Source organism: Prevotella sp. KH2C16 (assembly GCF_900113305.1).
In the GTDB taxonomy this organism is placed as follows: domain Bacteria; phylum Bacteroidota; class Bacteroidia; order Bacteroidales; family Bacteroidaceae; genus Prevotella.
In genome coordinates this window covers 118,656-141,269 of record NZ_FOOW01000002.1, presented here as the reverse complement: position 1 = coordinate 141,269, position 22,614 = coordinate 118,656, and the positions used below count along the sequence as shown (strand labels likewise).

General features: G+C 51.0%; 24 protein-coding genes. 1 reads left to right on the top strand and 23 read right to left on the bottom strand.

Annotated features, from left to right (window positions below; all coding sequences use genetic code 11):
- The first annotated feature begins 24 nt into the window (after positions 1 to 24).
- Positions 25 to 621 carry a hypothetical protein gene (locus BM114_RS02255; RefSeq protein WP_092109966.1) on the top strand — a complete coding sequence of 199 codons (597 nt, stop codon included), beginning with the start codon at positions 25 to 27 and terminating at the stop codon, positions 619 to 621.
- A gap of 155 nt (positions 622 to 776) precedes the next feature.
- Here the strand turns inward: BM114_RS02255 and BM114_RS02250 are convergent, their stop codons facing one another.
- The 23 genes from BM114_RS02250 to BM114_RS02140 form a co-directional block, all read right to left on the bottom strand.
- A complete protein-coding gene (locus BM114_RS02250; RefSeq protein ID WP_092109964.1) occupies positions 777 to 2,693 on the bottom strand; it encodes a heavy metal translocating P-type ATPase in 1,917 nt (638 codons plus the stop codon).
- A gap of 3 nt (positions 2,694 to 2,696) precedes the next feature.
- Positions 2,697 to 2,909, bottom strand: coding sequence for a heavy-metal-associated domain-containing protein (locus BM114_RS02245; RefSeq protein ID WP_092110176.1), 213 nt, complete (start codon positions 2,907 to 2,909; stop codon positions 2,697 to 2,699).
- A 106-nt stretch (positions 2,910 to 3,015) separates the two neighbouring features.
- A complete protein-coding gene (locus BM114_RS02240) occupies positions 3,016 to 3,582 on the bottom strand; it encodes a helix-turn-helix transcriptional regulator (RefSeq protein WP_092109962.1) in 567 nt (188 codons plus the stop codon).
- Positions 3,583 to 3,597: 15 nt separating this feature from the next.
- Entirely contained in the window at positions 3,598 to 4,827 is a 1,230-nt protein-coding gene (locus BM114_RS02235; protein ID WP_092109960.1) for an acyloxyacyl hydrolase, read from the bottom strand.
- Positions 4,828 to 4,838: 11 nt separating this feature from the next.
- Positions 4,839 to 5,945, bottom strand: coding sequence for a UDP-N-acetyl glucosamine 2-epimerase (locus tag BM114_RS02230; RefSeq protein WP_092109958.1), 1,107 nt, complete (start codon positions 5,943 to 5,945; stop codon positions 4,839 to 4,841).
- Positions 5,946 to 5,956: 11 nt separating this feature from the next.
- Entirely contained in the window at positions 5,957 to 6,907 is a 951-nt protein-coding gene (locus BM114_RS02225) for an SPFH domain-containing protein (RefSeq protein WP_092109956.1), read from the bottom strand.
- Positions 6,908 to 6,920: 13 nt separating this feature from the next.
- Positions 6,921 to 7,370, bottom strand: coding sequence for an NfeD family protein (locus BM114_RS02220; RefSeq protein ID WP_092109954.1), 450 nt, complete (start codon positions 7,368 to 7,370; stop codon positions 6,921 to 6,923).
- A gap of 178 nt (positions 7,371 to 7,548) precedes the next feature.
- Positions 7,549 to 8,676 carry a 1-acyl-sn-glycerol-3-phosphate acyltransferase gene (locus tag BM114_RS02215; RefSeq protein WP_092109952.1) on the bottom strand — a complete coding sequence of 376 codons (1,128 nt, stop codon included), beginning with the start codon at positions 8,674 to 8,676 and terminating at the stop codon, positions 7,549 to 7,551.
- 48 nt (positions 8,677 to 8,724) lie between these two features.
- Positions 8,725 to 9,513 (bottom strand): alpha/beta hydrolase, encoded by a 789-nt coding sequence (locus BM114_RS02210; protein ID WP_255406402.1) that lies wholly within the window; start codon positions 9,511 to 9,513, stop codon positions 8,725 to 8,727.
- Positions 9,503 to 11,011: a phytoene desaturase family protein gene (locus BM114_RS02205; protein WP_092109947.1), complete on the bottom strand. Its 1,509-nt coding sequence runs from the start codon at positions 11,009 to 11,011 to the stop codon at positions 9,503 to 9,505. Before BM114_RS02205 ends, BM114_RS02210 begins: the two co-directional genes overlap by 11 nt.
- Positions 11,004 to 12,485: a phytoene desaturase family protein gene (locus BM114_RS02200; RefSeq protein WP_092109944.1), complete on the bottom strand. Its 1,482-nt coding sequence runs from the start codon at positions 12,483 to 12,485 to the stop codon at positions 11,004 to 11,006. The genes BM114_RS02205 and BM114_RS02200 overlap by 8 nt, the downstream gene beginning before the upstream one ends.
- Positions 12,482 to 15,727: a 1-acyl-sn-glycerol-3-phosphate acyltransferase gene (locus BM114_RS02195; protein ID WP_092109942.1), complete on the bottom strand. Its 3,246-nt coding sequence runs from the start codon at positions 15,725 to 15,727 to the stop codon at positions 12,482 to 12,484. Before BM114_RS02195 ends, BM114_RS02200 begins: the two co-directional genes overlap by 4 nt.
- Positions 15,724 to 16,479 carry a glycosyltransferase family 2 protein gene (locus tag BM114_RS02190; RefSeq protein ID WP_255406401.1) on the bottom strand — a complete coding sequence of 252 codons (756 nt, stop codon included), beginning with the start codon at positions 16,477 to 16,479 and terminating at the stop codon, positions 15,724 to 15,726. Before BM114_RS02190 ends, BM114_RS02195 begins: the two co-directional genes overlap by 4 nt.
- The gene (locus BM114_RS02185) at positions 16,476 to 16,835 is read right to left on the bottom strand and encodes an ApeI family dehydratase (RefSeq protein ID WP_092109940.1); all 360 of its coding nucleotides are present in this window, start codon (positions 16,833 to 16,835) and stop codon (positions 16,476 to 16,478) included. The genes BM114_RS02190 and BM114_RS02185 overlap by 4 nt, the downstream gene beginning before the upstream one ends.
- Entirely contained in the window at positions 16,832 to 17,455 is a 624-nt protein-coding gene (locus BM114_RS02180; RefSeq protein WP_177207022.1) for a flexirubin biosynthesis/transport protein LolA2, read from the bottom strand. Before BM114_RS02180 ends, BM114_RS02185 begins: the two co-directional genes overlap by 4 nt.
- A 15-nt stretch (positions 17,456 to 17,470) precedes the next feature.
- Entirely contained in the window at positions 17,471 to 17,821 is a 351-nt protein-coding gene (locus tag BM114_RS02175) for an EamA family transporter (protein WP_092109936.1), read from the bottom strand.
- Positions 17,812 to 18,447, bottom strand: a complete 636-nt coding sequence (locus BM114_RS14250; protein ID WP_092109934.1) for a beta-ketoacyl synthase chain length factor — start codon at positions 18,445 to 18,447, stop codon at positions 17,812 to 17,814. The genes BM114_RS02175 and BM114_RS14250 overlap by 10 nt, the downstream gene beginning before the upstream one ends.
- Positions 18,437 to 19,615 (bottom strand): beta-ketoacyl-[acyl-carrier-protein] synthase family protein, encoded by a 1,179-nt coding sequence (locus BM114_RS02165; RefSeq protein WP_092109932.1) that lies wholly within the window; start codon positions 19,613 to 19,615, stop codon positions 18,437 to 18,439. The genes BM114_RS14250 and BM114_RS02165 overlap by 11 nt, the downstream gene beginning before the upstream one ends.
- Before the next feature lie 3 nt (positions 19,616 to 19,618).
- The gene (locus BM114_RS02160) at positions 19,619 to 19,900 is read right to left on the bottom strand and encodes a phosphopantetheine-binding protein (protein ID WP_255406408.1); all 282 of its coding nucleotides are present in this window, start codon (positions 19,898 to 19,900) and stop codon (positions 19,619 to 19,621) included.
- A gap of 138 nt (positions 19,901 to 20,038) precedes the next feature.
- Positions 20,039 to 20,620, bottom strand: coding sequence for a hypothetical protein (locus BM114_RS02155; protein WP_092109928.1), 582 nt, complete (start codon positions 20,618 to 20,620; stop codon positions 20,039 to 20,041).
- The gene (locus BM114_RS02150) at positions 20,617 to 21,762 is read right to left on the bottom strand and encodes a beta-ketoacyl synthase N-terminal-like domain-containing protein (protein ID WP_092109926.1); all 1,146 of its coding nucleotides are present in this window, start codon (positions 21,760 to 21,762) and stop codon (positions 20,617 to 20,619) included. Before BM114_RS02150 ends, BM114_RS02155 begins: the two co-directional genes overlap by 4 nt.
- On the bottom strand, positions 21,759 to 22,181 hold the full coding sequence (locus BM114_RS02145) for an acyl-CoA thioesterase (protein WP_092109924.1): 423 nt from the start codon (positions 22,179 to 22,181) through the stop codon (positions 21,759 to 21,761). Before BM114_RS02145 ends, BM114_RS02150 begins: the two co-directional genes overlap by 4 nt.
- Positions 22,178 to 22,612: a hotdog family protein gene (locus BM114_RS02140; RefSeq protein WP_092110172.1), complete on the bottom strand. Its 435-nt coding sequence runs from the start codon at positions 22,610 to 22,612 to the stop codon at positions 22,178 to 22,180. Before BM114_RS02140 ends, BM114_RS02145 begins: the two co-directional genes overlap by 4 nt.
- Between the last annotated feature and the right edge of the window lie 2 nt (positions 22,613 to 22,614).

Below are 22,614 nucleotides of genomic sequence, written 5' to 3'. Positions count from 1 at the left end.
ATTATTTTAAGTAACTTTGCTTGCATGAAACAAAAATTACTGATTGTAATATTTTCTTTACTTTGCTTAACGGCAAAGGCACAGGAAAACACCACCGGACTGTCGAGGCCGACTCGGCCTTATGCCTATGGCTGGGGATGGCACAAGGGCCTGAATGTGGACCTGAGCCTGTCGGTAATGACCCAGTTCGGCAAGAACCGCCGCCACGGTGCCGGCTTCGGGCAGCGTCTCAACGCCACCTACCTCACCCCGCTGACCGACAAACTATGGCTGGCAGCGGGCGCCACGGTCAGCAATATACTGTGGAGCGGCGACTCCTACAGGCAGGGAGCCGTCTATGCAGCCCTCGGATATAAGTTCAACGAGCATTGGGAAGCTTATGCGTGGGTACAGAAACAGGTGGCAAGCAACATGAACCACACTTTCTACTATCCGCGGATGGGATATTACTATGACCCCATGGACTACGACATGTATGGCTACGGAGACCGCATAGGAGGGGCGGTTAAGTATAATCTGAACCCCAATGTCTCGTTTCAAATCAGCGTCGAGGGTGTGAAGATGCCGAGCCGGGAACTTCAGTATTTCGACCAATACAACTATCCCGTACCCAAAGACTGACAAGGAAAGGGCGCCTCTGATTTTTTCAGAAACGGCCTTTCCTTTTATCGATAGCCACCTTCTTCTTGACAAAATCGGCGATTTTGTCGGACAATTTCGGCGATTTTATGGGACAAAATCGCCGAAATTATCAAACTGGAGACGGCCTCCGGGATTCAGAGGAACTTCAGGCGGAGACTGTTCAGAACCACGCTTACACTCGAGAAGGCCATCAACGCCGACGCCCACATGGGCGTAATCTGAAAGTCGAGGCCGAAAAGACGAAGCACGCCGGCCGCCAGCGGGATGCACACGAGGTTGTAGATGAACGCCCAGAAAAGGTTCTCCCAGATCATCCTGACGGTTTTCTTCGAAAGGCGCACGGCCTCCGGAATATTGCGGAGGTCGTCGCCCATCAAGGTAACCTGCGCTACATCCATGGCAACATCCGTCCCCCGCCCCATGGCAATGCTGGCATCAGCCAGCGCGAGAGCCTGCGTGTCGTTGATTCCATCGCCCACCATGGCCACCTTCCTGCCCTCGGCCTGGAGCTTGCGCACAAGGTTCTCCTTGTCCTGCGGCAGCACCTCGCTCTGATAATGGCTGATGCCGGCCTTGTCCGCCCAATATTTTGCCGCCGCTTCCCTGTCTCCGCTCATCATGTAAACCTCGATGCCGGCCTCCTGCAAGGCCGTCATGGCTTCCCGGGCATGCGGCTTCAGCGTCTCGCGCTCCTCAAGAGGCAGGTCGTCAGCCTTGGTGAAGTCGATGTTCTGGTTCGGTATCGTAAGGGTGCCGGTCTTGTCAATAACCATGGCATCCACGGTACGCAGACTTTCCAAAGCCGTCGCGTCCTTGATGAGCACCTGCTTCTCGGCAGCCTTCCCGATACCCACCATCAAGGCCGTCGGCGTGGCCAGCCCCATGGCACAAGGACACGCAATGACCAACACGGCGACCGCCGAGAGAATGGCGTGCGGCAGTTCGGCGTTGCCGCCGATGCCCCACCACAAAAAGAAAGTAACCAAAGCAATGACTGCCACTACCGGCACGAACACCAGGGCTACCCTGTCAACGGCACGCTGGACGGGAGCCTTGGAGCCCTGAGCCTGCTGCACCATCTGGATGATGTGTGCCAGGGCGGTATTCTCGCCTATCTGACGGGCACGGAAACGAAACCTACCCTGCGAAGGGATGGTGCCCGCCATGACCTTCGAGCCCCTGCGCTTCTCGGCAGGAGTAGGCTCGCCGGTTATCATGCTCTCGTCTACATAGGCGGCATCCTCGGTCATAAAGCTCGTTGCCCATATCACCTCGCCGTCTACGGGAACCTTCTCGCCCGGACTTACTTCAAGCACATCGCCGACTTCTATCGTTGAAATCGGCACCTCCTCCACCTTGTCGCCGTCCACGATATGCGCTGTTTTCGGCGCCAATCCCATCAGCTGGCGGATGGAAGAGGCCGTCCCGTTCTTGGCTTTCTCCTCTATCAGACGACCCGTCAGCACAAAGGTGATGATCATGACGCTGGCATCGAAGTAGGTGTGCCACTCTATTCCACGCGCACCCCATACCGCATCGCCGAGGAATGTGTTGAAAGCGCTGAAGAGAAAGGCTATCGCCGTAGACAGTGCAACCAAGGTGTCCATGTTGGCCGAACCGTGGCGAATCTGTCGCCAGGCAGAGAGATAGAAGCCCCGTCCGCAATAGACGAGGTTCGCAAGTGATAGAATGAGAGAGGTCTGGTTGGCAATATCCCTGCTGCCCAACCATATCCATCCCATCGAAATGCACATCACGAGGAGGGCAATCACCCATGAGAAAACCGTCTTTCGCTTCAGCTGCTGATACTCGCGGCGCTCTATCTCTACCGCAGAACGGTCGGACTCAATCACGAGGTCATATCCTATGCCGTTGATTTCCTTCTTCATAGTCTCGAGGGAAATCGCCGCCGGGTCATAGTCCACCAACGCCGAGCGGCCCGGAAGAGAAACCGAAGCCTCCCTGACGCCCTCCAGCGAATTGAGCTTCCGTTCCACATTAGCGGAACAGGAAGCACAGGCCATACCGATAACGGGAATCGTCTTCTTCATCTGCTATAGCTCCAATTCGTAACGACCACTCGCATCCACGGCACCCTTGATGGCTTCCGGGCCCACGGCCGAGGCGTCATATTCCACGGTTACACTCTTGTCATCGAGGCTTGCCGCTGCCGAAGCCACACCACTCAATGACTTTATCGCGCTTTCTACATTGGCCTTGCAATGCTCGCACTTCATTCCGTTTACTGTAAAAATCTTCTTTTCCATCATCTTTCTGTTTTAAAATCCTGATGCAAAGATAATGGAAAACCGGGAGAGACGCGTTACGGAATTCGGGATAAAGATTATAACTTTTTGGCGGGCGGCAGCCTTTCTAAACCTTGTCCAGCGGTTTCCGGGGCTTGTTCTTCAATGCCTTGAACTGAGAGGGAGTCATTCCCGTAACGCTCTTGAACTGACTTGACAGGTAGGCCACGCTCGAATAGTTCATCCGGTAGGCAATCTGAGTGAGTGAAAGCTCGTCGTAGAAGATGAGTTCCTTCACCCTTTCAATGCGCTGCTCGATATAATAACGTTCAATGGTCTTGCCTGCAAACTCGCTGAAAAGCCGGCTCAAGGCACTATAGTCGCTATGGAGTTCACGCGAAAGATAGTCGCTCAGATTTACCGAAGACTGATTGTCGCGATAATGCACAAGTCGGATAACGGCACTCCTGATTTGTTCTATTATCTGCTGATGCCTGTCATCGAGCAACTCAAAACCTATGGCAGCAAGGTCGGAGGCCAGCCGATCGTGCATGAGTGCATCGATTTTTCCCTCGATGCGAACCATTCCAAGCTCTATATCAACCGGCGTAAGACCCGCGTCGCGCAGTATCTTGCCGACCGCCATCTTGCATCGGTCGCACACCATATTCTTTATATACAGGGTAGTTTCCATCGTTTTCTACTGATTTTAAAATTTCACAGGATAACTTATCACTAACTCCGTGAAGTCGGCTTTCGTCAGATGGGCCTTTATATTGACGCCCACCGTCAGATTGCGAAGTGCCGGGAGAGTGTAATGAAGTCCGATATGCTCGTAATAAGGCTTCTCCAGAGCCTTTGCGCTCGTTCCCATCTCACGGTACAGATAATAGCCCAACGACATATCCAAAGAGAGATTATGATAGAAAACGGCATGCTTGGCCGACAGGCCGAACGACCAGGGACTGTGGCTGACGCCTGCGGCGGCATCCATTTCTGCGATATGACTGGAATAGGTTCCATAGAACAAGTCTGCCCCAACGCCGCTTGCCCATCTGCGGGCATACCTGTACATCAGGTCGGCACGCACGGAATAGGCCGTATAGACATGGAACCTGGAACGGCGATAATCCGGCTCCTGCGGCGAAGTCTGAAACTGGGTGCGCTGCCAGTCCTCATCCAAGGTCTTCGCTCCCATGCCCAGCGTGAGGTTCATATACCAATACCGCTGGAAGTACGGGTTATACTTTATTCTATTATCAAGCAACCTCTCGTAGTAGGGATAATACACCAAGGCTAACGACGGGCCGAGATAATTGGCTCCCTTATTCGGCCGGTTGAGCGCCCCGTTGCTATGATGAAAGAACTCCACGCCCGCCTTCAGTCCCCAATCCCGCGCCATTCGATAGGTGGCATGGAGGCCTGCCCCGAAATAGATAAGCCACCTCGACCCGATGAATTCATCGTCGGCATTATCGCCAAGGGCATACTTACGGTGTGCATAGGCCAGCCCGAGGGAGAGTGTATAGTCGGCCTCCCAGCGACGAGTCCGGAAAAACGGCCGTGCAAAAGAGCCGTAGATACTGAGGATATTGCCCAGACGAGACTCATTGTCTACTGGCTCCAGCATGCCCCATTCCTGGTTTTTCTCACGATGCATAGTAACTCGATTGATGCTATACTTCATTCCCAGGCCTAATGTCGGATAGCCGTAATCAGCCGCATAGGCGTCGCTGTCCACCGGAAGTGCGACATGCAGGAGCTGCCCTTCTAACGAGAAAGAGTGCTTCTGCTTAAGCCACATGCGCACATAATGGTCTAATCCCACCACGACGGTGGGCTGAATGCTCACGCTCCCACCCCACCAGGATACCGTATCCTTGTCTTTCGCAGATACTGGTAATTCCACGAAAAGAAGGAACAGAAGTGTAATGCGCATGCCGTAAGTATCTATAAATGTCCCGCAGAATGATTAAATTCCAACAGTATCTGAACGATGCGCTCGGCGGAACGCCCATCCCAACGGTCGGGAATGGCGCATTTCTTCCAATTATCAGCCACCATGTCGGCAACGGCAGCTCCCAATTTGTCGGCATCCTCGCCCACAAGAACATTCGAACCGACCTTCACCGTCTCTATATGCTCCGTGTAACTGTTCAGCGTAATACAGGGAACGGAATTAAAGGTTGCCTCTTCCGCCACATTTCCGGAATCCGTAATGATGCCCTTTGCATGGGCGGTCAGATAGCCAAACTCCAGATAACCAAGGGGCGCAATCAGATGGAAGTTCGGCACTTCAATATGAAGTGCCCGTATCGCAGCCTCCGCACGGCCCCGTAACGGAGCGACAATAGGCATGCCGTGAGCATTGGCTATCAGACTGCTCAGCATTCTCTGCAAGTTGTCTGTATCTTTAATCAACGCCTTTCGGTTTAAAGTAAAGACCAAATAGCCCCTTTCCTTCAGACGCAGGGCATCGAAAGCAAGGGGTTTCTTCAAGCGATTATAGTTGAAACGAAGGGTATCCATGAGGATATTACCCACAAGATAGATCTTGGAAAGCTCCGCCCCTTCACGGGTGGCGATGCTCTGGCTGCCCATCCCTGCCGTGAAGAGCAGATCGGAAAGTCCGTCTATCACCAGCCGGTTAATTTCCTTCGGCATCCTGATATCGAAACTTCTCGTCCCCGCAACCAAATGGGCAAGCAGGATTCCCTGCTTCTTGGTAACGATAGCCGCAGCCATCGTGGATGCCAAATCATCCACAACGATCACCACATCAGTAGGATTCTGCTGAAGATAGAGCTCAAACGCCGACATCACCTGCCCCGTGAGCTCATTCAGATTCTCGCAGCCAACTTCCAAGAAGACATCCGGCCTGCGAATCTGGAGATCTTCAAACAAAGAAGACTCAAGGGTGGAATCATCGGATGTACCGGCATATACCAGCTTGAAGTCTATATCTCTTCCCTGCTCCTTAGCCTTGTCAATAGCCCGGACAATGGGAGCCACCTTAATAAAATTAGGGCGTGCTCCCGCTACAATGCATATATTCATTCCCCTATAATCTACTCTCCCTTGAAGAGTTCCTTAATACCGCCAATTGAACCCATCAGGTTGCTGGCCTCATAAGGCAGGAATACGGTCTTCGTCTTATCGCCCTGGGCTACCTGATCCAGCATCTGGATATATTTCTGTGCCAACAAATAGTTAGCTGGGTTGGTACTCTCGCCGACAGCTTCCGTAATCTTCTGAATGGCAACAGCCTCAGCCTCGGCCTTACGGATACGGGCCGTGGCCTCACCTTCAGCCTTCAGAATAGCCTGCTGTTTGTTGGCTTCCGCACGATTGATTGTGGCGGCCTTATCTCCCTCTGACTGGAGAATCTGTGCCTGTTTCTCACCTTCACTGGTCAAGATGGTTGCACGCTTGTTTCGCTCTGCCTGCATCTGCTTCTCCATGGCGGTAAGGACACTCTCGGGCGGGATAATATCCTGGAGCTCGACACGATTGACCTTGATTCCCCACTTGTTGGTGGCATCGTCAAGAACGCCGCGAAGTTTCGTGTTAATGGTATCTCTGGAGGTCAGTGTCTGGTCCAGCTCCATTTCGCCGATGATGTTACGAAGGGTGGTCTGGGTTAGCTTCTCAATGGCATTCGGCAAGTTATTGATCTCATACACGGCCTTGAAAGGGTCTACAATCTGGAAATAAAGCAGCGCATTAATCTGCATTTGGATATTATCCTTGGTAATTACATTCTGGCGATCAAAGTCATAAACCTGCTCTCGAAGGTCTATGGAGTTGCTGTAAATATAGCGGCCACGGTTCAGGGTAACGATAGACTTTGCCTTATCCACAATCGGGATGATGATATTGATGCCCGGTTTCAGGGTCGCATAATACTTTCCCAGCCGCTCGATAATCTTGGTCTCTGACTGTGGAATAATAACTACGGCCATCTTGACAAAGATGATTGCCAAGACTACAATGGCCACTAAAGCATAAGTTGTAATCATGATTCTATATGGATTAAAGTTTTTCTACGGTCATAATAATGCTGTCGCGGGACACAACCCTCACCTTCTCGCCCTTGTCTATGCTATCCGCACCACGGGCAACAGCCTTCCACTCATCACCGTCTATACGGATATAGCCGCTCGAGCCAAGTTCTATTTTCTCTATGACAACCCCAACCTTGCCTATCAGGGCATCGGCATTGCTCGGGCGTTCCTTGGCCTTACCATGCAGATGTCTGACCAGCGAGGGTCTTACAAAGAAGATAGACAGCACCGAGAACACGGCGAAGACCAAGACCTGAGCCCAGAACGGTATCCCCAACAAGGTCGACACTACTGCAAAAAGGGCACCAATTGCAAAACAGGTAACGAAAAAATCACCGGAACTAAGTTCCAGAATCAGGCATATCATGGTAATAATAGTCCATAACAACCATAGGTTTTCCGACAGGTATTGTATCATATTCGTATATTTAATCCGTTACTTTTTGTCTGTAAAGATAAGTAAATTTTCCGAAACCACAAAGGATTACCTGCGAATTTTAAAATCTGCCGCCTCTTAACAAGACATCCATATCATAACCCAAAAAGCTTGCCGGCACCACAAGAACCCAGCGTATGCAACTCCATGAACAACGGCATTATTTATTCATATTTGCCACAGGGTTTGCATAGATGCCCAGGAAGACATCCTTGAGCACATCCGGCTCACTGATGTCATAGTCATTCAGCCGCTGCATATACTTTATGAAAGTCCGCTTTTCCTCCTCCGTATAAAAGTTCTTATATGTGGTCTGCCCATATCGGAGATCATGCGCGATGTAGTTAGTGGGGTAAAGCCTGTAGGCGGAGTTAATGCGTTCATCGAGTAATTGTGCCACCTGCTTATGATACTCATTGTTCGTACAACTGTCAAATTGCATCAAGTCTTCTTCCGTAACCTCCTTGCACAAGGTGAAATTCACATGGCCTTTATACTGGACGATACCTGTCAGGATGCTGTTCAGGTCTTCTCCCGGCTTCTTGATGTATTTTGCATATCGGCTTTCATACAGCTCAATAGCCTTCAATATATCACAGCTCTCACGCTCGTAGCTCACGCTCACCGGAACTATATGCAGCTCACTGAGTGCCCTGATTTTGTCTTCCGGCCTACTCATGCAGAACATCTTGATAATACCTTGATCCGTCTTGTCATTGCCATCTTTGGTCCGGCCATTCCTTTGAGCTATCCATACACTCTGCTTCTTATCAAGAAGGGTATAGCGGATATAGTCGCTAAGATGCCTTGAAGACATATAGAAATCCTTCATCTTCCCACCCCGCTCTACACGGAACATCTTGTTCGACCTACCAATATCCGTGATCAAGCCTGGAGTCATCAGGTTGGCACCAAATGTTATCTCGGTTGTGTCTCTCCCGTTTTCCACCAACAGATACTGCAAAATGGAGGCATCCAACATGATATCGCGATGATTGCTCACAAACAGATACTGCTTTTGAGGATCCAACTGCTCAAACCCACTATAAGTAAGCCGAGTTATTGAACGCTTTATGACCTGCTCGTTAACCGGAATCATCACTTTCATCTGAAACTCACGGATAGTCTTAAACGACAAGACCATCTGCTTTACATCGTCTAAATCACGATTGGGGAATATCCATGAAGCCAACAAAGGGAAGGCATCGCTCGCTACGATTCGCTGCATTGCCGCAGGAATCTCCTCGTCCCAATAAGGTCTTATATCGTCAAAATCCATCATATCCATGCACAAAAATAGGAATTCCCGAGGAGAAATACAAGCTAATTTCGTTTTTTAATGAATTATTTTCCTCAACCATTGTAAGAAAAATCCCTTCCAAGTGATAGCTTCTGCCGATGTCTTTCCCGCATTTACACCGAATCCATGCCCCCCTGTCTTAAACTGATGATAGAAATGAGGTTTGCTATTTACGGTGAGCGCACTATCCATCAGCTCCGAATTGTGCTCCTTGACAACAGGGTCGTCTTCGCAATTTATTAAGAACACCGGACATGTTATCCTGTCTGCATGCTGCTCCATGGATAAGGAATCGCATATTGTCCTATCCTTCCATCTCCTTTCTCCCAGCAAACCTCTACGGGAACGACAATGGACAGCCGGATGAGACAGGGTTACCACGGGATAGATAGCCGCTACGAAATCTGGTGCAATATCCTTGGAGGTGTATTCTGCAGCATTCAAAACCAGATGACCACCCGCAGAAAAGCCCATTGCCCCCACGCTCCGGTAGCCTTTAGAACGAACATCTGCTAATGTCTTCTCCAAAGCCCGTATCTGGTCCGGATACTGGTTTCCGTGAAGAATCCACCGTGTATGCCATGCATAAGCCACCCAACCTGCAGTAGGATAATAGAGTACATAGGCCGCAATGCCATTTCCCCTTAACCATTCTGCCACTTCTGTCCCCTCAACCTTCTTGCTTAGCCAGCAATAACTACCTCCAGGACAAATGATGACAGCCGTCTTTGTAGGCTTGTCTGGCAAAAATTCCAATACCTTCTGAGCCACAGTCCGTTCTGCCAGAAGAGAAAGAAATAACAGAACGAAGTATCTAATCTTCATGATTATAGCCATTAATCTTATCCACAATTGTATGAAGGCCCACGATAGCCTCTGCTGTATTAATTGCCGTCAGGGGAACTCCACAGAAGCCATGCAGGTTTACATTCTGGCCTGTCATATAGAGATTGTGCACTTTTGTGTATACGGACACCTGGCTTTCCGCGATGTTGTTGCAATCTTTATGAAGCCCATAGAGAGCCCCTTCGGGCTCATTATAAAAATCACGAATTGTCAAAGGGGAAGACGCAAAGACCATCTCACATTTATTCCGGAAGCCCGGATGCAACAATTCCATCTTGTCAAGGACTTTCTCTATATGCTCACGCTTCCATGTTTCATATTCTTTAGGACGATGACCCGTCGTCGTATCGGCCCATTTCTCGCACACGGAAAACGGCATGATGGAGTTAATTATCATCTTGCTGGCATAGGTTCCCTGACCGTTCTCACATGGAGTCATATACATGAAGCCCCGAGGAAAGGTATTGGAATCATACTTGTCATAATGCCAAACCATGCCATAGTTGTCCTGATAATAGCAAGTATGGTTTATATAAGGGAAGGCTTCGGGCTTGAAAATTACATAGACGCAAAATGAACTATAGCTGTTTGGAGCCTCGTTTATCCTATTCCTGTATGCTTTCGGGAATGCCTTCGAGTCGGTCAGCTCCAATAAGGCAGCAGGATGGATGGCCGCTACATATTTATCGGCCACATAGACCTCTCCCCGCTGCGTGTAAACGGCTTTCAACATTCGGTCTTCTATATTGATTCGCACAACAGGATCTCCCCCTATCACCTTTCCACCATTGGCCTCTATCAAGTTCTTTAAGGCCTCGGCCATCTGCTGACTATTGCCGACAAAGCGACTGGGACCATTAATATAAAGTACATTTATCAATGCGTGGATATATGTCGGTGTATGATCCTCATACCCTCCGAACATAGGATTCATATAGGAGAGGATGTCACGAAGCTTTTGATTGCGGATGTAATGAGCCACGAACTTGTCAGCAGGCCACATGAATTCCTCCCGATGGCTATAAACATGGGTGTCTTCTGACCGCAGATAGAAGAAATCTATTTCATCAACAATTCCATATAAAGCCTCAACATAGGCACGAATACCTTCTGCTTCTTCAGGAAACTCCTGCTGAAAATATGCAATAAAGTTTTCCTTTCCTTCCGGAACGCGATAAGTCTTGCTGTCCGAAAGATAGGTAATCTGGTCCATACAATCATGATCCACATCCCGAAGAGTTATCTTATCCATTATACCGAGATAATTGCACAATTTATAGATGGAGCCACCTTTACGGATTCCCCCTAAGAGATGCATGCCCGTTTCGAAGCCTATCCCCTTCCGATAGAAGGTCTGCAATCCTCCCCCTATTTGCTGATTCTTCTCCAAAACGGTAACTTTACAGCCTTCTTTTGAAAGCAGGGCGCCCGTAAAGAGGCCTCCCAAACCACCGCCTATGATTACGACCTTATCCATTCACAACCTGATTAAATAGTTCTTCACTCGTCAAAAGTTCTCCACAGGTAACCATCGTACCTACAAGAACACCCAATATCCCGTGAGAGTTTATATTCTGTCCAGTCAACAAGAGATTAGGTATTCTCGTGCGATGATGCACCCGTGCCGCAGGTCCAAGGGTTATGTCCTTAGCTATTCCATACATAGAACCACCTTCCGTACCCGTATAATTATAATAGGTGAGCGGCGTGCTTGTGTAATATTCATCTACAGAGCCCATCAGGTCAGGGAATTCCTTCTCTACATTCTGCATCAGTCGTAACGCATGATGCCGCTTGAAGTCTTCATAGTCCGCTCCCCTCTTTCCGACTTCCGTTCCCTTCCATCGCTCTACATCGGCCATGCGCATATAGGAAAGGATGACTCCACTCCGCGCATACCGCTGATTTTCCTCATCACAGAAATGCATGTAGAGATAACCTTTAGGCCAGTCTTGCGGAGTATAGTTCTCGCAACCCCATGGTGTCTTTTGGTTATAGCCATAGAAGTTATAATTCATATAGGGTACCGTATCTTTCTTGAAACGAAGATAAACGGAGAAACCTCCGATGGTATTGGGAATCTTCCCTATACGCTTTCGATACACCGGACGCAATAAAGGGGAGTCTATCATTTCAACGGTCCGTGCCGGATGGGTGTCGGAAATCACAATATCGGCATCATAATGGCTCCCGTCTGCACAAGTTACCCCCGTAGCGTGGGTGGCATCACAATCTATTTTAACGACCTTCTTGTGCGTGAATACCCGTGCTCCATATTTAGAAAGTGTCTTTACCAATGATTTTGCAATGTTGTCGCTGCCGCCAACCACGCGATAGGCACTCTGGTTATAGAAATCCATAACGAACGCATAGGTCGAAAAGGGCGTCTTATCCCTTTCCGCGGCATAGAGCGGAAGATTGCCGACCACTACTTTTTGCAGGACTGAATCCGTGATAACTTCCTCCACGACATCATTGATGCTACGCAATTGATATTGCGTGTTCACGGCTGCATCCGTCTCTGTATGTTTCAGAGAATGGAGGGAAGACGCGCTCGCAACCCCTTCTATAATTTCCCAGAGACGCTCTAAATTCCCCCTTTGGGAAGGAAACTGACTGACCAAGCTATCTATGAATCCATCTCTCCCTGAGGCAAAGGGGTATCGCTTGCCATTCAATGAAATGACTTCATAACCTGCAGGGTCAAGCTGCGACAGTTTCACCTCCACCCCCAAATAGTGAAGCAGCCGGTGTAAGGTCTGTCCCTCAGAGGCAGAACCTATGAAGTGCATCCCCGTCTCGAACTTTGCGCCCTTACGGGTGAAGCATTGCAGACAGCCGCCCACTTGTGTGCCTTGTTCCAAAACCGTAACATCGTACCCGTTCTTCGCAAGAATCACGCCACAGGAGAGGCCTCCCAAGCCGCTTCCGATGATAACTACTTTCTTCATAGACCTTTCATTTTATAGTAGTCTCGAAGCCTATAGAACCGTCCCAAGTATTCCGGGGTTTCTATTCTCTTCCGCAGTTCGGCATAATGCTCCTGATAATGATGCCGCATCTTATGGGTGAACTTCAGAATCGCCTCATTGCTTTCAGGATCCGTCTCATCATAATTGCCTAAACGAACACGCCTTCCCACTTCTATATAAGCTTCACCCTCGCGCAGCATGAAGTCTTTCTTAGGAAGCGCATACCCATGCCCGTGGATATACATGGGCAGTATATCCGCCTTCAGTTCATGGGCCAGATAGAAGGCTCCCTTATGGAAACGGCCAATGCTACAGTCCTCGCTACGGGTTGCCTCGGGATAAATCACAATACTATACCCCTTTCCGTAGAGCTCCTTTAGCCGTGGCATATTGGCCTCCAGACCAGCATCCACGGGCAAAAAGTCGCCGTGATGGAGTACGGAGCCATAGAAAGGATTGTTCCAAGTCCAATTGTTTGTCATAATAATCATCTTCGGAGTGAACTGCAACAGACTCAAGATGTCGAAGTGGCTCTGGTGATTACAGATTACGATAGCAGGCTTTTCAAAGGTCTCACCCACCGAGTTGTCGACCTTGAACTTTACTCCGGGAATGACCCTCATCATGAATTTCATCGTCTTCTGGATGACTTTGTGATAACGCTCATGCTTTTTCTCCGTATTCTTTCCGATATGAAAATGGAGCCATGTATACGGCAAGGCGAACAAGAACATGAAAACAAGAAACATCAAGAGCGTCCATGTAGAGTATGCCAGCCGTTTCAAGGTGTAGGGCAAGGGGCGGGTTATGAAAGTCTCGTGTCTCGTGCAGTCGTTTTTTCTGCCTGCACGCGTCATCCATCGGAACACCAAGGGAGGCAAATAGTAGGCCATAAACACGACGGTAGCCATTCCTATGACCGTAACCGCACCCAACGAGCGCAGCGCGGGATGCCGGGCAAATATCAGGCAGCCGATTCCTATGAACATTAGGACGGCTGAAAAAACGACAGAACGCTTATAGGAGGCCAACCGCTTCTTTCCCGTTGTATGCTCATAAACCAGTCCTTCGGTGATAAATATGGTATAGTCGTCGCCCTGACCGAAGATGAAAGTGGCGAGGATGATATTCACGATGTTGAACTGAATGCCCAGAAGCTGCATCAATCCGAGAATCCAAATCCAAGAAACGGCCAACGGAAGAAACGACATCAGCGACAGTTCTATCTTCCTGAAGGAAATCCAAAGGAAGAAGAAGACCACGAATCCACAAACGAATCCTACATAGTTAAAGGAGTCGTTGAGCACCTTCACCAGCTGATTTCCGATATCTTTGCTGCTAAAGGCCAAGTCGACGGATTTCTTTATGCTGTCTTCGCCAGACCCGTAGACATAGTCCACAATCTTTACGCCCGTCTTGTCCTTTATGATAAAGCTTGAACCCAGCAGTCCGAAAACAGGTTCAAAATAGGAGACGGGCTTAGGCGAGAACATGGTTTGCAACTGATTCGTAAAGGGTCTGAAGGCTCCTACTGCAAAGCCATGCGTCCTGCATGCCGTCTTAAACGCCGTAAGCAACGAGTCAGACTTACTGTCAGTAAACCTTCCCCATTCGGCCAGCGTCTCAGTTTGCTCCCGATAGGGCATGAAACCACCGATGCCCACGACCGTATCATTCGGGTTTGAGACGCTCAGTCGGCCCATCGTAGCCCGGTTCTTCCGCAATGCCTCCTCCAGGTTGCGGCCTTCCGTAACCACATAGACGGGCGATTGCTTTACCGACGACATCAACAGTTTCATGTCTTCCCTCTGACCCTCGGTCATGTAATTGATATGCTGCAGATCAGAGTCAAACGAAGTGTGGAGTGAGAAATATCCCAACACGAGAGTGATAACGGCTAAAAGGATGGTAAACAACGGCTTCCGACCCTGCAAAAGGCCGTCTCCGGCCTCCCTTTTAACGGCTTTCCGCAATGGCTTCCCGTTCTTGGCATAGAGCGGGAGGAAAATCAAGACGAAAAGGATGGTGCCCATGAGCATCAGAGCCCCGAACCATCCGAGGTCGCGCATGGCCTGTGCGTCCAGCCATATCAGGCAAAGGAAGGCGGCCACGGTGGTGATGTTTCCGATGAGCAACGGCGGAACCATTTCCTGGAGAGCCTCCCGTCGGTCGTGAACCTCCCGGATATGGTCCAGGAAATGCAAGGGATAGTTCACCGCAATGCCAATGATGACGGAACCGATGCCTAACACAATCATCGACACCGACTCGTGGAAGAGCGACATCCCGGCAAGGGCAAACAGCCATCCGAATGCCAGCGAGACGCTAATCCACAGGATATCCGACAAGCGCCGATAGTGTACGACCAGAAGCAGGAGTATCAATACGGCCGCTATTGATACGGCAATGAGGGCGTCGCTCTTGATTTGATGCGCATTGGTAACGGCTATCAACGGGGCTCCTACGGCCGAAATGCGGAGCGTGGGATATGCCTTCTCTGCCTTCACGATGACGCTGTCCAGCATCGTTGCCAGTTTTTCATTCTGCCGAGTCTCGCTGGAACCGTAAGGAGAATCGAAGGTAAGCATCGCATGTTGCCCGTCCTTCGTAAAAATATAGCCATCCACGAGTTGAAAGCCATCGCTCAGGTTAAATCCCTGAAGCCGCCGCATTACAGGCGTATAGAGGTGCAGGGGATCATATTTAAGTGTCTGTGTCATGACACTTCCCATCGGCATCAGCAGCAAATCGCGGTTCTGCCGCATTCGAGTTTTGACATAATCAGGCTGCCGCAATAGTGAATCGATACGCCGATAGTCTTCCTTCTTCAGGAAATAGGGAATGTTCTGATAGACGAACTCCACCAGATTCGCAATATTCTCATCGTCTATCTTTACCTGCAAATTACGCACTTCCCTCTTCCCGGAAAGCTCCTGTCCTACAAATTCCATCGCCATCTCGAGCGAATCTTCATTTGCGGCAGTCCCCTTTGCCCTCGGCATAAACAGGACGGCTATCCGGTTCTGCGACGAGGTGTGCTCATAAATTGCCTGATACTTTTCGTTTTGTTCGTTTTGAGGCAGGAATTTCGCGATATCCTCCTCATAGTGCACCCCGGAGGCAAGCACTATGAAGACGGTGAAAAGTAGTATAAGGAAAACCCCGGAAGCAACCTTATGCGTATTCAGGAAATCATATATCGACAAGAAAAACTTCGTCATTTGTGAATTCTCCTTATAAGTTTAAGGGGCAGATAATAGCATATGGCTCCCGTCGTTAGGACTATGTTGAGCAGGGTGATACGCATGAAGTCCCAGAACGGACGGAAATGGCTCACCCGTTCTGCCTTCGGTGGATAGTAGACCCGTATCGGGATGTTCCGCACCTCGATGCCTTTCCATGCCGAATAAACCAGGAACTCAAGTTCCGACTCATATCTCGAGGTGATGATCCAGCGGGGATTCATCCGGATAATGGGATACAGGCGGTAGCCGCTCTGGGTGTCTTCAAGATGCAAACCTGTTTGGAGATTGAACCAGAAATTAGAAAACTTGTTGGCGAAACCGCTGCCCCGCCGCATATTGTCAGGATTAAGCGTCCGGGCTCCTACGAGCAATGTGCTGCCATGCTGCCTGTGAGCCTCCAGAAAGAGGGGTATGTCTTCGGGAAAGTGCTGCCCGTCGGAGTCTATGGTAATGGCATATTCATAGCCCCGTTCTATCGCTTTCCGGAATCCCTGCCGGAGCGCATAGCCCTTTCCCCTGTTCTTGGCATATTCCACCAAGCCGACCTCTACTCCCGACTGCAATATCCGCTGATGAGTATCGTCGGTACATCCGTCGTTCACAACGATGATATTATGCGTTATTTTTCCTATTCGCCGCAAGACATCGACGATGGTTCCCGCATTGTTGAATGTAGGGACTATCACGCAGATGCGTTCTTTCTCCATCATGTCTTGCCACTTGCTCATGCCTGCTCGAATATCAATGAAAACTTGGTGTATATCTTCCCTGAGTTAGAAATGGTGCCTTTTGCCCTCACTTCCACCCCATCCTGGGAAACCTCTTGAAACGCAATGTCCACCTCCGGGTCGTCTATCGGCGAGATGGGATTGACGAATTTCAGGTTCTTCACTTCCCGGAGAGTCAAGGACTGCTGCGTTTTTCGCTCCAGAAGCTCCCCCAATATCTTAATGATGCACACTCCCGGCGTAATGGGCTTGCCCGGGAAGTGAGCCTTATAGATTACATGCTCCGAACAGAAGGCTATCCTTACAAGTCGTCCTTCTTCCCTTTCGATTCTATACATCTCGTCAAGCAGTCTCATCGGCGATAAGTTGTTTGGATGTTCGACAAGGTGATCTTGATGCTATCGCCGTTGTTTGACATCATCTCCACCTGCTGCACCGTGCGCTTCCGCTTGTTAAAATGAAGCCTTACAGACTTGAACATCTTCTTGAAATCGGCCTTCAGGGGGGTCAGAAAAGCTATCCACTCTCCCTCTGAGACATACATTTCCACCGCGAAGTTCCGCCCGCTGCTGAGGTTCTGTCCAGAAACGCTGCCCATCATCATCTCCACGATGTTCTGATACATCTTGTTGTTGCTGATGTCTATGCTGTGCGTCCTACCACCGCTCTTTGTCGTTACCTTCCCGTCTTCTATGGAGAAGGTATAGCGCGTGGGACTCGTGTATTGCCAGACAAGGCTCCCCGGTGCCGTAAACGACATTTTTCCCTTTGCCGTGGCCTTGTCTTCCAGAAACGACAAGACGCTCACCTGGGTGAAGTCGCACCGTATGGTACGAATCTTGGCGGAGGTCTGAGTGATGGCGGCAATCATCTGCCGCTTCTGTTTCTCCGTCGCCTTTTTCAGGTGCTGGGCGTTCGCATTCGGACAGATTGCCAACAGGAGAAATGCCAATAACAAATATCTTAAAGTTTTCATCTTGTTCATTTTCGTTTATTTAGCGACAAAAAGACAGCCCGCCATAATCAGCAAGACGCCTATCCAGCGGGTTACAGGGATGCTTTCCTGAAAGAAAAGCATGGCCGCGAACATTCCGAAGACATAGCTTAGGGATATCATGGGATAAGCCATCGAGAACGGAAAGTTCTTGATGATGTACATCCAGAGCACCGTGGCGGCGGCATAACAGAGTCCACACCCCAGCCACCACCAGTTGGTCAACTGGCTCTGGAAGAAGCTCCATGTCCATGAGAACGCGCCCATCTTATTGAGTGCGAACTTCAGGAGCACCTGTCCTCCACACAGGAGGATGGACTGGATGACGGATGTTATTATCAGTCGCATAATCTGACGGTTTCTATTTTTGCCGTGTCTCCCTCCCCTTTCCGGTGGAAAACCTGCACATTCACAAGCTCATAGAGCGGCTGGGAATACAGTTCTGTCGACAACATGACGGCGATGCTGCGGTCAAGGGTCTCGTCGACAGCCATCCCTACCGCCTCCATCTTTTCCCGCAACGAGGGAGTCAAGGCGTCGTTTGCCATTACGAGAGCGGTCTTCATCCTACCCAGTTTGAGTTGGATGAAGGCATCCTGAAGGGCACATTCGAATGATACTCGACCCTGGCTGTAGGTCGAGTTGTAGCCATGGCACTCGAGGTGGATGCCGATGAGCGAGGCCACGGAGTTGTGCGTACAGAGCATGAACTGCGTGGGCATGCTCACATCCTCGCCTTCCTGCACAAGTCCTTCCAGTATCTTCTCCGACTCTTCGATGCTCCCGAGTGCCGTTCCATTAATGATTGCATCGGGAAGAGAAATTCCACTGTCTTTCAGGCACTTAAGAGCCGTAACCAAGGCTCGCTTCAACAGCCGGCCATATCGGCGCGTCTTCAGCGGACTGACATAGTTGCGATACTCCGCTTCGGGAACATCCCTGACCACAGACAGCACATAGACTTTATTCTCCATAGGCTCCGATAATGATTGAGGAGTCGTTGCCTCCAAATCCAAAACTATTGCAAAGCACATTCCGGAGCGGCTGTCCGAAAGAGCCGCCCGTATAGGGAGAGAGACATTCGGCGTCCGCAGCCGTAAATCCTTGATTCCGCGGAATGAACTGATGGCGCAAGGCCAACAGGCAGAACACGGCCTCGATGCTTCCCGACGCACTCGTGGTGTGTCCCGTCAGGCCCTTTGTCGACGAAACGGGAGGCAGCCAGCAGGAGAAGATACGCCGCAATGCCGCACTCTCGCTGGCATCGTTGTTGGGAGTCCCCGTGCCGTGAGCATTCACATACTGGACCTCCCAAGGCTCAAGACCGGCCTCTCTCAGAGCCTCGCCCATTGCCAGGAAGGCTCCCTCACCTTCCGGCGAGGAGGCTGTCTGGTGGAAAGCGTCGCAGGCGTTTCCCGTCCCCTTGAGCTCTCCTATCGGGTGAATGCCCCGCTCCCGGACAGATGCCTCACTCTCAAGGACGAGATAGGCCGCCCCTTCGCCCAGGTTCAATCCCGCCCGGGTGGCGTCGAAGGGACGACAGGGAGCCTCGTCGAGAATCATAAGCGACTTGAAGCCGTTGAGATGGAAACGCGAGAGTGCCTCTGTACCGCCCACAACCACAATGTCGCGAAGCCCCGCCTCAATGAGCCGTGCACCGTAGATGACGGCGTTCAAGGCCGAACTGCAGGCCGTGGAAATGGTAGAGGTGAAGTCGAAACACCCAAAATAGTCGGCTATGAGATTGGTACAGCTCCCGCAGTCGTGTCCCTCAAGAATGGCTTTCGACAATCTGTCGGGATAGGCCTCTTCGGTCATATCCATGCCGGCAACGGTGGTTCCCGAAACCAGGGCCAGCTCCTGCCCGTTGAGCCGGGCATCCGCCAAGGCCTCCCGTAAGGCAAGAATGCCCAGTAGGGCCGTCCGCGAACAAGGTTTTTCATCGGATATGCCGAGCATACGGCACATCTCTCCGTTGCTCATCTTCACCTCGCCGACCGGGAACTCCTTGTGCACCGTCTTCAGGTATTGCACGGACGAGATGCCCGAACGCCCCTGTTGAAGGGCTTCGAGACACTCCCGGCAGTTGTTCCCGATGGCTGAGACAACGCCCGCTCCCGTTATGAGAATCCGCTTCTTCACTACTTACTTCTTACGATTTGCTGCCACATAGTCGGCCATCACATGGATGCTCTTGAATATCTCCTTGCCGGCCTTGGGGTCCTTAATTCGTATGCCGTAGTCCTTCTCCAGCAAGACGATGAGCTCGAGGGCGTCGATGGAGTCGAGCCCGATGCCATCCTCCCCGAAAAGAGGCGCGTCGTTGTCTACATCCTCGGGCTTGAGTTCCTCAAGGTTCAACGCCTTGAGAATCTTCGTTTTAAGTTCTTCCTGTAATTCCATATTCTTGTCTTTGTTTTTATCTATAGTTACCGACTCTATGAAAAGTCGTCTTCTTATTTCCTTTTAACGGCCTCCTGTCTGACAAAATCGGCGAGATTGAACCACAAAATCGGCGAATTTGTCCAACGAAATCGGCGAATTTGTCAAACTGCCAGCCGTCTTTTACTTTTCCGACAGATACATCTCTGCCTCGAAGTCGTGCTCGCCCGTATAGTCCACCCAGCCCCACAGGGCACTTCGCATGGATTCATCCATGAACGATTCATCGACCATCTGCTCCATCAGGGCAAGGTCTTTCCCGGGCAACACATAGAAGCTCGACTCGCCTCGATAGCCGTTGCGGATGCAGATTTCGCCCGTTACGATATTCGACAGCGTGTAGACGAAGAGTGCCGGACTGGGATAGTACCCGCTTACGGCATCTATCGTCGCCTGATATTGCCGGTCGGTTTCCAGCGAACCGCTGCGGTTGAAGAGGATGACGGCCCTGTCTTCCCGGGCTTCCGCTTCCTGCACATGGCCGTCGCCGTCGAAGTTTCTGGTGCCTTCGGCCTGTAGCAGCAGGTCGGAAGCCACGAAGCCCAGCTTGCAGAGACCGTCCATCTTATGGAACTTGGGATACTCCCCGATGTGCGTCTGGTAGGCATTCTTCAGGAGCGCAAGGCCTTCGCCCGCAGTCCTGACCGCCTGTCCGTCGAGCATTATCTCCCGCGGAGTGATGCGGATATGGTGAAGCTGTTTCATCGCGACCCTCCTTTCCTGAAAAGTATGGCGGCATTGCCGCCTCCGAAACCGGAGATGAGTTTGATGAACGACCGCCTGTCCGTGGGACGATTGTCCTTAGAGATGTTCACTTTGCACGACACGCCCAGTTCTTCAAAGCCTTTCGTGCCCAGCACGACGCCGCCGTCCACAGCACGCATCGCAAGGATGGTCTCGAGGATTCCCGCCGCACCCATCGTGTGGCCGTAGTATCCCTTCAGCGAGTTGACGGGAACCTCGGAAAGCCGCGCCCGCCGCAAGGCCACCGCCTCCATCTCGTCGTTATACAAGGTGGAGGTCCCGTGCACATTCACAAGAGCCAAATCCTCTTTCCGGCAGTACTCCATGACATGGCTCAAAGCCCTGAAACATCCCTCCGCGGTCCTCGAGGGGTTGGAAATATGGAAGCCGTCGTTGCGCACGGCACCAGCCTCCGTCAGCCAGGATTCCCCTTCCGCGGACTCCGGGATTCTGCTGTATATGAGCGTTGCGGCCGCCTCACCGAGATTGAGTCCGCACCGGTCGATGTCGAACGGACGGCACGGCTCCTGCGAGACGGCCTTGAACGACTGGAATCCCGATACGATGAAACGCGACTGGACATCAGCCCCCGCCACGACAACCGTGTCGTAACGGCCGCTCGCAATCGCCCTGACGGCTGCTATCTGGGCACTAAGTCCGGAGATGCAGGCATTGCTGGCCACCACGGGCGTGTTCTCGTTGTGGAAATACCGGCTGATATGCAAGGCCGCGTCAGCCAGTTCCAGAGCCTTTCCGGCATCCCTGTGAACGAAGGACGGCGTCCGTGAGTCGAGCAACTCGATATTTCCCTTAGTCGTTGAGACAATAAAGAGCACCCTCTGAGACGAGGCGTCGACATCCGTCTGGGAAAGGGCCTGGGCAATGGAATGAATCAGCATCCGCTCGAAGCGGGTGTATTCGCCTTCTAATGAGAGGTCCTCCCACTGGCTTTCCGTGAACAACGAGGCGCAGAAAGGCTCGGGAATATCCCAAAGCCCCTCGTATCTGACAAGACGGGAATCACCCCTCTTCACGGCCATATAGTTTTCCTCCGTCGTCATTCCCAATGGAGAAATGATGTTATCGGCTATCTTTCCTATCATTCGGCAACCTTCCATTCCTTCTTCCAAGCCTCGTAGAAAGGCGGATTTTCCCACAGCAACTGGTAGTCGTGGTCGAGAAAGACCTGCACGCTGCGACCTGTTGCTATCAAGGATTCATCCTCCGTGTCCCGTATCTCATAGTTGAAGATGATCTTCGCAGCTTCCGTAGGTTCGTAAGTAATGTCTACCCGCGGGCGCATCCGGTAGCGCAAGGGTTTCTTATACTGAAAGTTCAGCTCTACGAGAGGGGCATAGCATCCGGCATCGAAGATGGTCATGTAGCCCAAGCCGTACTTCGCGCCGAAGGCCTCACGGGCATCCTCGAAGTAAAGAGGATAGGAACCGTGCCACACGAAGTCCATGGAGTCTACCTCGCTGAACCTTATCTCGAACTCCTTGCTCGTCTTCAACTCGCTCATTGCATCACCTCCTCTGCCAGGGCTATCTTCATTTCGGCCGTCGCCAGCGTCTTTTCGCCCATCTTGACGATGGCGTTTACCAGCGTAAGATCCATTATCTGCTCGACGACTTCTATCGAGGTGTCGAGCACATCGCCCACTTTCGGCGTATCAAAGACCCTCATTCCTCGGATGGCACCTATGAATCCGACCTGAATGGCACGCTTCAGAATATACTTGTTGACATACCCCAGCCGCGCCGCACAGGTCTGCGCGATGTTCTCGGCGAGGGCGCAGGCATCCAGACGACCCGCCTCGACGAAGAGATTATCTTGCCTGACGGTAAACCGGGTGCAGGTTTTCTTTTCGTCGAAGTGCGTCAGCTTGTCCACCATCACAAAGGGTTCCTGTTGTGGCAACAGCTCGTGGATGTCTATATCATTCAAATCAATCA

What these genes read in the sequence shown, in the direction of transcription:
- BM114_RS02255 (WP_092109966.1), top strand. Translation starts at nt 25, where the DNA reads ATGAAACAAAAATTACTGATTGTAATATTTTCTTTACTTTGCTTAACG.
- BM114_RS02250 (WP_092109964.1), bottom strand. Translation starts at nt 2,693, where the DNA reads ATGAAGAAGACGATTCCCGTTATCGGTATGGCCTGTGCTTCCTGTTCC.
- BM114_RS02245 (WP_092110176.1), bottom strand. Translation starts at nt 2,909, where the DNA reads ATGGAAAAGAAGATTTTTACAGTAAACGGAATGAAGTGCGAGCATTGC.
- BM114_RS02240 (WP_092109962.1), bottom strand. Translation starts at nt 3,582, where the DNA reads ATGGAAACTACCCTGTATATAAAGAATATGGTGTGCGACCGATGCAAG.
- BM114_RS02235 (WP_092109960.1), bottom strand. Translation starts at nt 4,827, where the DNA reads ATGCGCATTACACTTCTGTTCCTTCTTTTCGTGGAATTACCAGTATCT.
- BM114_RS02230 (WP_092109958.1), bottom strand. Translation starts at nt 5,945, where the DNA reads ATGAATATATGCATTGTAGCGGGAGCACGCCCTAATTTTATTAAGGTG.
- BM114_RS02225 (WP_092109956.1), bottom strand. Translation starts at nt 6,907, where the DNA reads ATGATTACAACTTATGCTTTAGTGGCCATTGTAGTCTTGGCAATCATC.
- BM114_RS02220 (WP_092109954.1), bottom strand. Translation starts at nt 7,370, where the DNA reads ATGATACAATACCTGTCGGAAAACCTATGGTTGTTATGGACTATTATT.
- BM114_RS02215 (WP_092109952.1), bottom strand. Translation starts at nt 8,676, where the DNA reads ATGGATATGATGGATTTTGACGATATAAGACCTTATTGGGACGAGGAG.
- BM114_RS02210 (WP_255406402.1), bottom strand. Translation starts at nt 9,513, where the DNA reads ATGAAGATTAGATACTTCGTTCTGTTATTTCTTTCTCTTCTGGCAGAA.
- BM114_RS02205 (WP_092109947.1), bottom strand. Translation starts at nt 11,011, where the DNA reads ATGGATAAGGTCGTAATCATAGGCGGTGGTTTGGGAGGCCTCTTTACG.
- BM114_RS02200 (WP_092109944.1), bottom strand. Translation starts at nt 12,485, where the DNA reads ATGAAGAAAGTAGTTATCATCGGAAGCGGCTTGGGAGGCCTCTCCTGT.
- BM114_RS02195 (WP_092109942.1), bottom strand. Translation starts at nt 15,727, where the DNA reads ATGACGAAGTTTTTCTTGTCGATATATGATTTCCTGAATACGCATAAG.
- BM114_RS02190 (WP_255406401.1), bottom strand. Translation starts at nt 16,479, where the DNA reads ATGAGCAAGTGGCAAGACATGATGGAGAAAGAACGCATCTGCGTGATA.
- BM114_RS02185 (WP_092109940.1), bottom strand. Translation starts at nt 16,835, where the DNA reads ATGAGACTGCTTGACGAGATGTATAGAATCGAAAGGGAAGAAGGACGA.
- BM114_RS02180 (WP_177207022.1), bottom strand. Translation starts at nt 17,455, where the DNA reads ATGAAAACTTTAAGATATTTGTTATTGGCATTTCTCCTGTTGGCAATC.
- BM114_RS02175 (WP_092109936.1), bottom strand. Translation starts at nt 17,821, where the DNA reads ATGCGACTGATAATAACATCCGTCATCCAGTCCATCCTCCTGTGTGGA.
- BM114_RS14250 (WP_092109934.1), bottom strand. Translation starts at nt 18,447, where the DNA reads ATGGAGAATAAAGTCTATGTGCTGTCTGTGGTCAGGGATGTTCCCGAA.
- BM114_RS02155 (WP_092109928.1), bottom strand. Translation starts at nt 20,620, where the DNA reads ATGAAACAGCTTCACCATATCCGCATCACTCCGCGGGAGATAATGCTC.
- BM114_RS02150 (WP_092109926.1), bottom strand. Translation starts at nt 21,762, where the DNA reads ATGATAGGAAAGATAGCCGATAACATCATTTCTCCATTGGGAATGACG.
- BM114_RS02145 (WP_092109924.1), bottom strand. Translation starts at nt 22,181, where the DNA reads ATGAGCGAGTTGAAGACGAGCAAGGAGTTCGAGATAAGGTTCAGCGAG.